Annotated in this window: 18 protein-coding genes; 4 read left to right on the top strand and 14 right to left on the bottom strand. The window is 41.8% G+C overall.

Annotated elements, in window-relative coordinates:
* Position 1 precedes the first annotated feature (1 nt).
* The 7 genes from LH47_RS07555 to LH47_RS07525 all read right to left on the bottom strand — a co-directional run bounded on the left by LH47_RS07555 (position 2) and on the right by LH47_RS07525 (position 5,216).
* Entirely contained in the window at positions 2 to 826 is an 825-nt protein-coding gene (locus tag LH47_RS07555; protein ID WP_043966182.1) for a purine-nucleoside phosphorylase, read from the bottom strand.
* Positions 827 to 839: 13 nt separating this feature from the next.
* The gene (deoB, locus tag LH47_RS07550) at positions 840 to 2,021 is read right to left on the bottom strand and encodes a phosphopentomutase (RefSeq protein ID WP_043966180.1); all 1,182 of its coding nucleotides are present in this window, start codon (positions 2,019 to 2,021) and stop codon (positions 840 to 842) included.
* 158 nt (positions 2,022 to 2,179) lie between these two features.
* Positions 2,180 to 3,076 carry a site-specific tyrosine recombinase XerD gene (xerD, locus tag LH47_RS07545; protein ID WP_043966238.1) on the bottom strand — a complete coding sequence of 299 codons (897 nt, stop codon included), beginning with the start codon at positions 3,074 to 3,076 and terminating at the stop codon, positions 2,180 to 2,182.
* Positions 3,077 to 3,083: 7 nt separating this feature from the next.
* Entirely contained in the window at positions 3,084 to 3,296 is a 213-nt protein-coding gene (locus tag LH47_RS07540; RefSeq protein ID WP_043966179.1) for a YqzK family protein, read from the bottom strand.
* Between the two features lie 95 nt (positions 3,297 to 3,391).
* Positions 3,392 to 3,844 (bottom strand): ferric iron uptake transcriptional regulator, encoded by a 453-nt coding sequence (fur, locus tag LH47_RS07535; RefSeq protein WP_043966177.1) that lies wholly within the window; start codon positions 3,842 to 3,844, stop codon positions 3,392 to 3,394.
* 104 nt (positions 3,845 to 3,948) lie between these two features.
* Positions 3,949 to 4,593: a stage II sporulation protein M gene (spoIIM, locus tag LH47_RS07530; protein WP_043966175.1), complete on the bottom strand. Its 645-nt coding sequence runs from the start codon at positions 4,591 to 4,593 to the stop codon at positions 3,949 to 3,951.
* Positions 4,594 to 4,676: 83 nt separating this feature from the next.
* Positions 4,677 to 5,216 (bottom strand): NUDIX hydrolase, encoded by a 540-nt coding sequence (locus LH47_RS07525; protein WP_043966173.1) that lies wholly within the window; start codon positions 5,214 to 5,216, stop codon positions 4,677 to 4,679.
* A gap of 96 nt (positions 5,217 to 5,312) precedes the next feature.
* Between LH47_RS07525 and LH47_RS07520 the strand changes: the two genes are divergently transcribed.
* Complete coding sequence (locus LH47_RS07520; protein ID WP_043966171.1) at positions 5,313 to 6,227, top strand: aldo/keto reductase; 915 nt, start codon at positions 5,313 to 5,315, stop codon at positions 6,225 to 6,227.
* A 20-nt stretch (positions 6,228 to 6,247) separates the two neighbouring features.
* On the opposite strand, the gene LH47_RS07515 is transcribed toward LH47_RS07520, so the two are convergent.
* Together LH47_RS07515 and LH47_RS07510 are read right to left on the bottom strand one after the other, a co-directional pair.
* The gene (locus LH47_RS07515) at positions 6,248 to 6,448 is read right to left on the bottom strand and encodes a DUF3886 domain-containing protein (RefSeq protein ID WP_043966169.1); all 201 of its coding nucleotides are present in this window, start codon (positions 6,446 to 6,448) and stop codon (positions 6,248 to 6,250) included.
* Between the two features lie 192 nt (positions 6,449 to 6,640).
* Positions 6,641 to 6,880 (bottom strand): DUF2552 family protein, encoded by a 240-nt coding sequence (locus LH47_RS07510; protein ID WP_043966236.1) that lies wholly within the window; start codon positions 6,878 to 6,880, stop codon positions 6,641 to 6,643.
* A 154-nt stretch (positions 6,881 to 7,034) separates the two neighbouring features.
* Here LH47_RS07510 and LH47_RS07505 point away from each other — a divergent pair, with 154 nt between their 5' ends.
* Positions 7,035 to 7,241 carry a CDGSH iron-sulfur domain-containing protein gene (locus tag LH47_RS07505; RefSeq protein WP_009373835.1) on the top strand — a complete coding sequence of 69 codons (207 nt, stop codon included), beginning with the start codon at positions 7,035 to 7,037 and terminating at the stop codon, positions 7,239 to 7,241.
* Between the two features lie 29 nt (positions 7,242 to 7,270).
* Here the strand turns inward: LH47_RS07505 and LH47_RS07500 are convergent, their stop codons facing one another.
* The 3 genes from LH47_RS07500 to LH47_RS07490 are packed head-to-tail and all read right to left on the bottom strand — an operon-like array spanning position 7,271 to position 9,329.
* Entirely contained in the window at positions 7,271 to 7,588 is a 318-nt protein-coding gene (locus tag LH47_RS07500) for an iron-sulfur cluster biosynthesis family protein (RefSeq protein WP_043966167.1), read from the bottom strand.
* 11 nt (positions 7,589 to 7,599) lie between these two features.
* Positions 7,600 to 8,385 carry an SDR family NAD(P)-dependent oxidoreductase gene (locus LH47_RS07495; RefSeq protein ID WP_043966166.1) on the bottom strand — a complete coding sequence of 262 codons (786 nt, stop codon included), beginning with the start codon at positions 8,383 to 8,385 and terminating at the stop codon, positions 7,600 to 7,602.
* Positions 8,382 to 9,329, bottom strand: a complete 948-nt coding sequence (locus LH47_RS07490; RefSeq protein ID WP_043966164.1) for an MBL fold metallo-hydrolase — start codon at positions 9,327 to 9,329, stop codon at positions 8,382 to 8,384. The genes LH47_RS07495 and LH47_RS07490 overlap by 4 nt, the downstream gene beginning before the upstream one ends.
* Positions 9,330 to 9,767: 438 nt before the next feature.
* Between LH47_RS07490 and proI the strand changes: the two genes are divergently transcribed.
* Positions 9,768 to 10,589, top strand: coding sequence for a pyrroline-5-carboxylate reductase ProI (proI, locus tag LH47_RS07485; RefSeq protein ID WP_043966162.1), 822 nt, complete (start codon positions 9,768 to 9,770; stop codon positions 10,587 to 10,589).
* 72 nt (positions 10,590 to 10,661) lie between these two features.
* Positions 10,662 to 11,663, top strand: coding sequence for an NADPH dehydrogenase NamA (gene namA, locus LH47_RS07480; RefSeq protein ID WP_043966160.1), 1,002 nt, complete (start codon positions 10,662 to 10,664; stop codon positions 11,661 to 11,663).
* 37 nt (positions 11,664 to 11,700) lie between these two features.
* Here the strand turns inward: namA and LH47_RS07475 are convergent, their stop codons facing one another.
* Together LH47_RS07475 and rnz are read right to left on the bottom strand one after the other, a co-directional pair.
* Positions 11,701 to 12,018: a CHY zinc finger protein gene (locus LH47_RS07475; protein ID WP_009373841.1), complete on the bottom strand. Its 318-nt coding sequence runs from the start codon at positions 12,016 to 12,018 to the stop codon at positions 11,701 to 11,703.
* Positions 12,015 to 12,950, bottom strand: coding sequence for a ribonuclease Z (rnz, locus tag LH47_RS07470; protein ID WP_043966158.1), 936 nt, complete (start codon positions 12,948 to 12,950; stop codon positions 12,015 to 12,017). Before rnz ends, LH47_RS07475 begins: the two co-directional genes overlap by 4 nt.
* Between the last annotated feature and the right edge of the window lie 329 nt (positions 12,951 to 13,279).

The raw sequence follows: 13,279 nt of genomic DNA, 5'->3' as shown, positions 1-13,279 counted from the left end.
TTTATTTTTTCGCCATGTTGCGCACGATCGCTTTTACAAATCGTAAAAAGTCAGCTTTTACTTTTTCTGTCGTTTCGATCACTTCATCATGTGTGAGCGGCTGATCTAAAATGCCGGCAGCCATATTGGAAATGCACGAAATGCCTAACACTTCCATTCCTCCATGGCGAGCGACGATCACTTCAGGTACAGTAGACATACCGACTGCATCACCGCCCATGACACGAATCATACGAATTTCTGCTGGTGTTTCGTATGCTGGACCTGTATTCGCGACATATACTCCTTCACGTACACGCAATCCAATTTCATTCGCCACGTCTTTCGCGAGTTGACGAAGTCGTTTGCTATACGCTTCCGACATGTCAGGGAAGCGCACACCAAGTGCAGAATCATTCGGGCCGATAAGCGGATTGCCACCCATATTATTAATATGATCTGAAATGATCATTAAATCGCCTGGTTGAAACGATTCATTTACACCGCCTGCCGCATTTGTCACAATTAATTGTTCAACACCGAGCGCTTTCATCACGCGTACAGGGAATGTTACCTTTTCAAAACTGTATCCTTCATAATAATGGAATCGCCCTTGCATCACGATGACAGTCGCACCTTCTAACTGGCCGTATACAAGTTGACCCGCATGTCCTTCGACTGTCGATACAGGGAAATTTGGAATATCACTGTACGGAATTTTAATCGCTTGTTCAATTTCATCTGCCAACACACCTAAACCAGAGCCAAGAATTAAGCCGATTTGCGGGGAAATTGGAAACTTTTCTTTTAAAAATTGCGCCGCTTGTTCAATTGCTGCTCGATTCATTTTGTCACGCTCCTTATTTCAACTCATGTAAAAAACTCGTTCCGTATTTTGGCATATTCACACGGAAGTTTTCCGCAATCGTTGCTCCAACGTCTGCAAACGTTTCACGCAAAGGAAGTTGTTTTCCTCCGTTCATGCTCGGACTATAAACGAGAAGAGGCACGTATTCGCGCGTATGGTCGGTTCCGTGATGAACCGGATCATTTCCATGGTCCGCCGTAATAATTAATAAATCGTCTTCTTTTAAACGTTCAAATACTTCTGGTAAACGGGCATCAAACTCTTCTAATGCATCGCCGTATCCTTTTGGATCGCGACGATGACCGTATAATGCATCGAAATCAACAAGGTTCACGAAGCTGAGTCCTGTAAAGTCCATTTGTAACGTATCAACTAATTTGTCCATTCCGTCCATATTTGATTTTGTGCGCAACGTTTGTGTCACACCTTCGTTATCGTAAATGTCAGCAATTTTACCAATGGCGATCACGTCGTAGCCTGCATCTTGTAATTCATTCATGACTGTACGACCAAACGGTTTTAACGCATAATCGTGACGATTCGCTGTCCGTTGAAAACTTCCTGGCTCCCCGATGAATGGACGAGCGATGACGCGACCAACCATATATTTTTCATCAAGCGTTAGCTCGCGGGCAATTTTACAAATACGATACAATTCTTCTAACGGAATGATTTCTTCATGCGCTGCGATTTGTAACACTGAATCGGCTGACGTATATACAATAAGCGCACCTGTTTCCATGTGTTCAGGGCCAAGCTCATCAATAATCGCTGTGCCACTTGCTGGTTTATTCCCGATCACTTTTCTTCCTGTTCGTTTTTCTAATTCATCAATCAGCTCTTTTGGAAATCCGTCAGGAAACACTTGAAACGGCGTATCAATGCGAAGACCCATTAACTCCCAATGTCCTGTCATTGTATCTTTTCCAGCCGATGCTTCTTGCATTTTCGTAAAATACGCAAGCGGCTTTTCTGCTTTTGGGATCCCTTGAATTTCACGAATATTGCTTAAGCCTAACTTCGCCATGTTCGGCATATGTAAGCCACCGCGATGTTCAGCAATATGCCCAAGCGTATCTGCACCTTTATCGTTATATTTTTCGGCATCTGGCGCTTCACCAATTCCAACTGAGTCCATCACAATTAAAAATACACGTTTATATGTAGATTTCACCGTTTTACCTCCCCAATCGCTTCATTCGCTTCATAGCATGCCCACTATGAAACAAAATCACGCATCATTCATATTTGTCAGAAGTCTGACAACTAAATTATAAAACGTTTTCATAATAAATTGCAATAAAAAAACTGTGACAAATCATCGTCACAGTGTTATGCTCTCGGATGAAACTGCTTGTACACGTCTTTTAAGCGCGTTTTCGTGACGTGCGTATAAATTTGCGTTGTTGAAATATCTGCATGTCCAAGCATTTCTTGCACAGCTCGCAAATCCGCCCCATTTTCTAATAAATGCGTTGCAAATGAATGGCGCAACGTATGTGGCGTTAATGGCTTTTGAATGTTTGCTTCTTGGGCGAGCCGTTTTAAAATTTTCCAACATCCTTGTCTTGTTAAGCGCTCACCGTGGTGGTTTAAAAACAATGCATCTGTCGTTCCTTTTTTTCGTTGCAACAACTCTGGACGACCTTGTTCCATGTACCGTTTTAATGCTTCTGTCGCCATTTTTCCAATCGGAACAATTCGCTCCTTCCGTCCTTTTCCGTAACAACGAATAAACCCCATCGTTAAATGAACATCGGATATGTTTAATTGAATAAGCTCGCTCACACGAATGCCGGTCGCATACAACAACTCTAGCATCGCCTTATCGCGAATGCTAAATGGGGTATTTTGTTTCGGTGCTTCCAATAACGCTTCAACTTCCGCCATCGACAACACGTTTGGCAATTTTCTCGGCAGTTGCGGTGTTTCAATATGAACAGTCGGATCTTGGTCGACTGCTTTTTCACGTAATAAAAATTGATGAAACGATCGAACAGACGCGAGATGGCGCGCAATCGTTTTTGGAGAGCTTCCTTTTTCTTTTAAAAACTTTAAAAATTGCATAATATGAAAACGGGTGACGTCATCCCAACGACATCTTTGCTCAACTTTTTGTAAATATTGAACATATTTTTTTAAGTCACGTTCATACGATACGATCGTGTTATGCGCTAAATTTCGCTCGACAATTAAATAGTGAATAAAATCTTTTACTTGATCTTCCACACGCATCCTACTCCCCGTTTTGATAAAAAAACAACAGTCGATGGAGCCAATTTGTTTCTTGTCGTTCAGTCGTTGATACTTTCACAGCTGATCCCATTGGCTCGTCGTAACGACGGTAATAGTTATATTCCTCACTCATCCATACAATACTATAATAAAATAAAATCGTACATCCCGTAAATAAAAGAAACACTTTTAGCACGTCCACCATTCTTCTCATCGCATACCTCCGTCAACTGTCATATAGTAAGAGGATATGCCCGTTTGATTGCATTTTATACATAAATGAAAAAACCTTTTCATAGACGAAAAGGTTTACTGTTGTTCATGCTTCTCTTGACAACGATAACAAATGCCGTGAAATGTTAGACGATGATCTTTAATTTTAAAATTCCAATCCCGTTCTACAATCGCTTCGACATCTTCTAATAAATCTTCTTGAATTTCGTCAACCGCCCCACATTCAATGCACACTAAATGGTGATGAAAATGCGCCGCACCTTCCTTACGAAGATCGTAGCGGGAAACGCCATCCCCGAAGTTAATTTTATCGACAATTTTCAATTCTGTTAATAGCTCCAACGTGCGATATACTGTCGCTAACCCTATTTCCGGTGCTTTTTCTTTCACGAGGAGGTAAACATCTTCCGCGCTTAAATGATCTTCCTCATGTTCAAGCAACACACGTACCGTCGCTTCCCGTTGCGGCGTTAATTTATAGCTTGCGGCATGCAATTGTTTTTTAATTCGTTCAAGGCGACTTTCCATTTTCATTCCCTCCCTCGTTACTCATTCTCATTATAACAAAAGAAAGGAACGTGTCAAAATAAAATGATTATAAACTGATAAATAAAATGATTATTAAATAATAATTATTTTTCTATTAATTGTACAACTTCTTTCATGAGTAAAGGGGATACGTATGCTTCAAGTGAAGATGCAAACACTAACGCGATGCTAAACGATAACATGACAAACGTATAGCGAAGCATCGCTCGAAAAATTGGTTCGGACGTTCGTTTCACAAATTGATGTCGAATCATTTTTAAAGAAAACGAAATCGATATCGCCGCCATCATAATAAAAATGGGAACGAGAATAATATTTTGTGGGACGACAGATACGAAAGCTAACAAAAATCCGTTCCATCCCATTTGGTTAACTAAAAATCCAACGGTAAAACCGACAACAAGCCCTTTTAAAAATAATAAAATTAAAATAAGTGGCAACCCTACAAGCGACATCGCTAAAATCCACATCAGCCCAATATATTTTAAATTTTGTAAAAAACTTTCTTTCCACACGTCATGCGCACTTGCAATATGTCCCGCAGACACTTGTCCAAAAAAATTCGTTAAATAATAATATAAATCTTGTTTTTGACTGAAACTCAAACTATTGACAACAATCGCACCAAAAACAACGCCCATCACAAAAAGAACGACGGTAAATACATATGTCGTATAATGCTCTTGTACATGCTGCCCCCATGTTGTCGTCCATGATCGCTTTCTCATCGCTCCATCCCCCTACACGTTCTGTTACTACATTGTATGGGAAAAGGAACGCGATATGACAAAAAGCGGTCGCAATGACCGCTTTACGCCTGCAGTTGCCAATATAAAAGCGCATAAATCGTTTTTGCGTCATAAATTTGTTTTTCTTCTACCATGTTTAGCGCTTCTTCTAAAGTCACTTCAAGCACATCGACAAACTCGTCATCATCAAGCATTTGCTTTTCGCTTTTTTTCGTTAACCCTTTCGCAAAAAATATATGTACTAATTCATCTGCAAACCCCGGCGATGTGTAAAAAGAGTGAAGCGGCTCCATTTTTTCGCATACATATCCTGTTTCTTCTTCTAGCTCGCGCTTCGCTGTTTCAAGCGGTGCCTCTCCTTTTTCAAGCTTTCCGGCTGGAATTTCAACAAGCACGCGCTCTAACGCTTTTCGATATTGGCGAACAAGCACAATTTTATTTTCTTCTGTTATCGCAAGCACCGCAACAGCTCCAGGGTGTTTGACAATTTCACGCTTGCTCGTTTCCCCGTTTGGCAACATCACATCTTCTACATATACGTCAATCACTTTCCCGGAAAATATACGCTTTTGATTTATTGTTTTTTCATATAAATGATCCATCATTTCACCACCAAATTATTTTTCCTCTTCATTGTACTACATGAGCAAAGACAAATGGAAAACTTATTCGTTATAATAATTAAAAGGAGTGATGACATGAAAAAACGGAAACTTGGACATTCACATTTATATGTAAGTGAGATTGGCTTTGGCTGCATGTCGCTCGGTACGTCGGAAAACGATGCGATTCGCATCATTCATGAAGCGATCGATCAAGGAGTAAACTACTTCGATACAGCCGATTTATATGATCGTGGGTTAAATGAAGAAATTGTTGGTAAAGCATTAAAAGGAAAACGACATGATGTCATCGTTGCGACAAAAGTAGGAAATCGTTGGACGGAACAAGGAAAAGGCTGGATGTGGGATCCGTCAAAAGCATACATAAAAGAAGCGGTGAAACATAGCTTACGACGATTACAAACGGATTATATTGATGTATATCAACTACATGGTGGGACAATTGATGATCCGATCGATGAAACAATTGAGGCGTTTGAGGAGTTGCAACAAGAGGGCATCATTCGTTATTACGGCATTTCCTCTATGCGTCCAAACGTCATTCGCGAATATGTGAAGCGATCGCGCATCGTTTCTGTCATGATGCCGTATAGTTTACTTGATCGCCGCGCTGAAGAATGGTTTCCACTTTTGAAACAACATAACGTGAGCGTCATTGCTCGCGGACCGCTAGCGAAAGGATTATTAACCGAACGTCCGATCGAACGAGCAAGCGAAAATACGAAACAAAACGGCTATGTCGATTATTCGTTTGCCGAGTTAGTGACGCTCATTCCAAAATTAAAAGCTGTTGCCCAAAATGAAACGCTTACAGCGATTGCCCTTCGTTTTTGTTTAGCAAATGAAGCCGTAACAACAGTCGTTCCAGGCGCAAGCCGATTATCGCAACTAATCGAAAACGTCGCTGCTCAATCAGTAACATTGAGCGATGAACAAATAGCTATATTAAAACAACTGACAAAACAAACGATGTTTACTGATCATCGGTAACCGAGGGTGTTCGCCCTCGGTTATTTAAATTTTCGCCAATCTAAGTCACTTTCTTCTAACCATTCGGCAAACGTTTTATTTTTCTCGCGCTTACGAGCTTCTTCTTTGCGCTTTGCTTCCTCTTCTTCTTTTCGTTTTTGTTCTTCTTCTTGCAGTTTCTTTTGTTTTTGCTTAAGCTGTTCGATCAGTTGCTCATTTAATCGATCTTTTAGCATAAACATCTCCCTCTTTCTCCAAACTAATCATGACTAAAACATAAAGGAGTGAACTTTTATGGCAAAAAATAAGAGCCAAAAAGGAAAGCCGATAGCCGATACGGTTCGTCCTGTCATTGCAAAGGAAGAATTAGAGAAAGCAATTCATCCGACAAAACGGCAAAATTCTCCGCAGTAAGAATGGGGACATTCGTCCCCTTATAAAATATCTGTAATATGCGGCATATGTTTTTCAATCCACGCAAGCGCTTCATCTAACTGCACGAACGATTGTGTTTCAAATGTCATCTCATCTTGCAGTAGCCAGACATCGCGCTCGTCGTTTGAAAATCCTGCAACAGACCAATGAAGTAAACTATACGGATGGTTATTGTACAAAAACGACACCCATGTTTTTTCTTTTACTATTTTTCGAAGACGATTCACTTGATCATTCACAACAATCACTCTTTCTATGTCAATTACGTATACATTCTTATTTTAACTCAATATCGGAAAATAAGAAAAGAGCACTTCTAAAACAAAAAAAGTTGCGATCTCTATAGGAACAAGATAGTATATACGATATAAGGTATACAAGGAGGTGAAATATATGGCGAAAGTGCAAATTAAAGTGATGGATAACGGTTCATTTCGTGTGACCGGAGATGTTGAATTAATTGATATGGAAGGAAACAAGTTTGAAACAAAAGAAACATTTTCTCTCTGTCGTTGCGGGCTCTCACAAAATATGCCATTTTGTGATGCAGCTCATAAAGGAAAATTCCAGTCCGTCGTTCGTGCGCCGAAAAACGAATAAGCCCGGCTTTTATTCCGGGCTTTCGCTTCTCAACGCTCCATGAGCGACATGCGCGCATTTAAAATTTGATTCGGGCTTTTTAATTGAAAACATCCTGCCCCATCGACAACATCAATCGTCATTTGTTCATCAAAGAAAATGAGCCGATGTTTTTCCATCCAAATAGGCATATCGTTTGTTTCAATCTCTACATCATGTTCGTCTAATTGATTGACAAGCAGTAACATAGGCACTCCGTTTACAGCACATCCGCAATCATCTGTATCGTATGTCAGCTTGACGTGCTTGTTTCCGCGAACACGGCGAAGTTGTTCGATCGCTCGTTCCGTTATCGTAATTTTCACCATTTACACCTCGCTTACTTTTTCAAAAACGCTCGTTTTCCCATTCTTTCGATGACCGATGGAAATAATTGATACAATCGACTTCCTATATGCATCCAAAACGGCAAATTCACTTCCCGCGTCGGAGTAAGCATCACATCAACAATACGTTTTGCGACAAATTCAGGACGAAGCATCCATCGTTTTACGTTTTTCACATATTCTCCAGATGTATCGGCAACAGTAAAAAAGTTTGTTTCGATCGGTCCAGGGTTCACAGCAGTAACAAAAATACCATACATGGACGCTTCCATTCGCAAGCTATTTGTAAATCCAAGGACAGCGTGTTTTGTTGCGGCATATACGCTCGATTTCGGCGTCGCAATTTTTCCTGCTTGAGATGCGACATTAATAATGTGGCCGGATCGTTTTTTCATCATATGTGTGTACACTTTTTTTGTACATGCGATCAATCCGAGCACGTTGACATCAAACATTTGCTTCGCTTCCAACAAATCAATATGCTCGACATATCGAAACACACCGAACCCGGCATTATTAACGAGAATATCGATATCGACAGACGCAAGTAATCGATCAAATACAGCGTCTACTTCCTCTTGGTTACTAACATCTAACTGTTCATATAAGCAAGAAATGCTGTACGTTTGTTCAATATGTTGCGCGATTTGCGCCAACTTTTCTTTTGAGCGAGCGAGCAATATCGGTATTCCTCCACGTTTAGCTACTTCGTATGCGATTTGTTCGCCAATGCCGCTCGACGCTCCTGTAATAACGACGGATTTCCCTTTCAGCTTCATGATCTCACCACTTCGTACATATATATTCGATCGTCTTTTTCTTTTTTCACTGCTCCGATTGCTTCTAAATAATCGAGTTGACCAATCGTTTCGGACATCGTCAATAAAAATTCACGTTCATATACAGATGGAAAAAGCGCCCGACATACGTCAAATGCCGTCATTGGCTTTTCACTTAACAATTGCCATACATATTGTGCACGCTCTTTTTGTTTTTCAAGCCGCTTTTCGACAAGTGCCGCAACATCCGTCACATCTTCTCCATGTCCTGTAACGATCGTTGTAATGTCGTAATCCAGTAGCTTTTTTAATGAATCGTTATATTGCAAAAGTGGTTTCGGGCGCTCTTGTTCACCGACCGCAGGCGGTTCTAACAACGGATTAGATGAAATGGCCGCTAATAAATGGTCTCCCCCGATCATCAGACCATCCTCTTCACGATATAACACAATGTGGCTTTGTGCATGACCCGGCGTTTCAATGACCGTCCAGCCTTCAATCATATCCCCTTCTTTCACTTCTTGGGTGAGCGAGCGCTCGCACGAAAAACGAAGAGAGCGCCGAAAGTTTCCGAGTTTCGCGATCCCTTCTTCCCCAATTCCACATTCAATTAAAAACTGTTCAAAATATTGTTGATGCCACGCAAAAAAAGCAGCATCTTTGGCAATCCAAGGTGCAGCTTTGCGATGGCCAATAACGGGAAGCGACGACGGCAAATAATCGAGTAAACCGACATGATCTGGATGGTGATGTGTAATGATGACTTGCTCAATATCTTCCGGTTCATAACCGAGTTCGCGTAATTCACGAACAAAGACATGCCATGCTTCTTCCGTTTTCACCCCAGCATCAATAAGCGTTAAACGGTCTCCTTTGACAATATACATATTGACATCGCCAACGGCAAATGGCGTTGGGACGACAATGCGATGCAACTGTTCCATTTTTTTCGGCTCCTTCATTATATCATCATAACTTTTCGTTTCGTCTGTTTATCAGTTTACACTTATTTTTTTCGTTTGTCATTTATTTTTATTTATTTATTAAAAAATTCAGAAAATAAAAATGTATAACCTATTGACAACAAGCTTGTTTTTCATGCATAATTGCAAACAAATCATATATGTGTAAAGCGATGAATAGGGCCAGTACATGATAAACGGTAACAAGAGAGTGAAACCCATAGGCTGAAAGGTTTCATTACCCTCTTTATCATGGAACCTACCCTATGAGCAGTTAGGCAAACCTAACCGTCTTGCCGACGATACCGGCATAAGAGGTGGGCACATTGTGCCAACAAAGGTGGTACCGCGGAAATAAAGACCTTTCCGTCCTTTATCGGACGAAAGGTCTTTTTATTTTAGAGACGAGGAGGAGAAAAAATGACGATCACATTTCTCGGTGCAGGGTCGATGGCAGAAGCGCTCATTTCAGGAGTGACACAAACACTATATGAGCCGAAACAAATGATTGTAACGAATCGCTCTCGAATGGAGCGACTGACGTATATGCAACAAACATACGGGGTACGAATCGAAACGAATAAAGAACAAGCCGTCAAAGAAGCTGATATCGTTATTTTAGCGATGAAGCCAAAAGATGTTGCAGAAAGCTTAACGCCGATCGCACATGCTTTTCATGAACAACAACTTATTATTTCATTGCTTGCGGGAGTGACGACGGATACGATTGCATCGCTCATCGGAAAACAAATGCCTGTCATTCGTTCCATGCCAAATACATCAGCAGCTATCGGGCAATCTGCCACAGCGCTAGCACAAGGTGCCTATGCAACGGATGAACATGTACACATGGCAAAAGAGCTATTTGAAACGGTCGGGATCGTTACGATTGTTGATGAAAAGCACTTACACGCAGTAACAGGGCTATCGGGTAGTGGACCGGCGTACGTTTACTATTTAGTCGAAGCGATGGAAAAAGCAGCGGATGAAATTGGACTTGAGCGCGATATTGCAAAAGAGCTTATTTTACAAACAATTATCGGCGCTGCTCATATGTTAAAAGCAACAAACAAACATCCGTCCGTTCTGCGTAAAGAAGTAACAAGTCCAGGCGGGACGACAGAAGCTGGCATTGAGGTACTTGAACGTTATCGCTACCAAGAAGCGATGATTGCATGCATTAAACGAGCAACTGAACGATCAAAAGAACTTGGTGAAGCATTGCTTTCTTCCGTTCAATAGTGCAAGTTGTTTTTCTTTTCCAAATACCCATGGTATCATTTGTTATGAAACATACTATGGGAGGGAGTAAACATGTTATTTTCACCATATACCATTCGGGATGTTACCTTTAAAAACCGCATTGTTATGTCACCGATGTGTATGTATGCGTGCGATGGCGAAGACGGAACGGTGCACAACTGGCATCTCGTTCATTATGCAACGCGCGCCGTCGGGCAAGTCGGGCTCATTATTGTGGAAGCGACAGCCGTGACGCCACAAGGACGAATTTCAGTTCGCGATTTAGGGATTTGGGATGATAACCATATCGACGGCTTGCGTACGCTTACTACGCTCGTTCATGAACAAGGGGCAAAAATCGGCATTCAGCTTGCCCATGCCGGACGAAAAGCAACCGTTTCTGGAGAAATCATCGCACCATCCCCCATTCCGTTTGATGAAACGATGCGAACACCAAAAGAAATGACAAAAGAAGACATTGAAGAAACGATCCATGCGTTTCAACAAGGTGCACGACGTGCCAAAGAAGCGGGATTTGATGTCATTGAAATTCATGCCGCTCACGGCTATCTCATTAACGAATTTTTATCGCCGCTCACAAACAAACGAACAGACGAATACGGTGGAGAAAACCGTTACCGCTTTTTAAGTGAAATCATTGAAGCAGTAAAAGAAGTATGGAACGGACCGCTATTTGTCCGTATTTCTGCACACGATTATCATCCAGACGGGTTAACAGTGAAAGACTATGTCGAATATGCTAAACAAATGAAAGCACAAGGCGTTGACCTCATTGACGTCAGCTCTGGCGCCGTCGTTCCGGCAAAAATTGATGCGTATCCAGGTTATCAAGTGCCATTTGCGGAAACGATTCGCCGTGAAGCAAACGTGCCAACTGGTGCGGTCGGACTCATTACGTCTGGCTTACAAGCGGAAGAAATTTTACGCAATGGCCGTGCCGATCTCATTTTTATCGGTCGCGAGCTTCTTCGCAACCCATATTGGCCAAAAACAGCTTCAAGCGAACTCGGTATATCGCTTGAGGCACCGAAGCCGTATGTCAGAGGGTGGTAATACACGACAAAGGATGTCCAATGTAGCGGACATCCTTTTACATTTCAAAATAATAGTGAGCGTGCAGTTGACATCCTGGATTAAACGCCGCGTTGCAATGCGGACAATGGTAATTACTTGTCATATATTGTTCAATCGTCAGCTCAGTTTGACAAACACCGCATAAAACTGCTTTTTCATGAAAACGTTCTTTCGGCCATACGACATGCTTGCCACAACCATGTTGTTCATGGCAATGTACACATGGAAAATATGTTTTGCAGCAATAAAACTTAATCGCGATGACATCGCGTTCACTATGATAATGTACACATCGTGTGTGTTTATCAATGACGCTTCCTTTTACTTCGATCATTGTTGGCCCTCTTTTCTTAAAATTGGAAACGATGAGAAATCGAAAGCAAGTGACACGTTCGGAAAAATCGTTTTCGCTTCTTCAACGAGTTCGTCACACATCTCCCCTTGATAACGGGAACTAATATGTGTCAAAATGAGTTGCTTCACTTCCGCCCGTTTCGCTACTTCTGCTGCTTGCAACGTCGTTGAATGATAGTAATCATGCGCTAAATGTGCTTCTTTGGCACGAAATGTTGCCTCATGGACAAGGACGTCGGCTTTTTTCGCCAATTCCACACTCGCCTCACAATAACGCGTATCTCCTATAATCGCAACAATGCGTCCTTTCTTTGGTGGGGCTACAAAGTTCCGGCCATCAATGACAGTTCCATCATCTAATGTGACAAGCTCCCCTCGCTTAATTTGTTGATAAATCGGGCCTGGGCGCACGCCAAGTGCACGCAATTGATCAACGAGCAACGTGCCCGGTAAATCTTTTTCAACGATTCGAAAACCGTATGAAGGCAAACCGTGATCAAGCAATTTCGCTGTAACAATAAACTGCTCATCTTCAAATACGACACCTTCTGTAAACTCATGAATATGCAAATCATATTTTAACCGCGTACCGCTAACCGCTAAGGCAGTTTCAACAAACGAACGAATACCAGTCGGACCGTAAACAAAAAGAGGAGTTTCTCCCCCTTGAAATGAGCGACTTCCAAGCAATCCAGGCAAGCCAAAAATGTGATCGCCGTGTAAATGAGTAATAAAAATACGTTCAATGCGCCGCGGACGAATAGACGTATGTAAAATTTGATGTTGCGTTGCCTCTCCGCAATCAAACAGCCATGTCGCTCCTCTTTCTTCTAATAACTGAAGGGCAACCGCCGATACGTTTCTCCCTTTCGACGGGACACCAGAGCCCGTTCCTAAAAACAATAATTCCACGCTACAAACTCCTCTCTTTTCTTTAGTCGGATGTGTGAGTAAAATATTTGTGGGTGACATTCAGGAATGATTCCCCGACGAGGGTTGCGAACTTTTGTTCGCGACGCTCGTCGGGGCCACCAAGCGAAGCGCGGTAGAAAAAAGCAAATGTCATGCAAAAAGGACTCTCTCCCTGCTATGATGGTGATGACCAACATCAATAAAACAGGAGGGAGAGAGTCCATGAAACATTTTACCACAGAATGGCCTTTATTAAAAGAGCTGGAGGAACAATTAGTCAGAACTCTTCAAAAGGTGTTCGCTGTCTTGTTGGCGGCCCTTTTGGAGGA

The organism is Anoxybacillus thermarum, assembly GCF_000836725.1.
GTDB classification, from domain to species: domain Bacteria; phylum Bacillota; class Bacilli; order Bacillales; family Anoxybacillaceae; genus Anoxybacillus; species Anoxybacillus thermarum.
The sequence above is the reverse complement of the archived record's forward strand: the minus strand, read 5'-3'. Positions and strand labels throughout refer to the sequence as shown.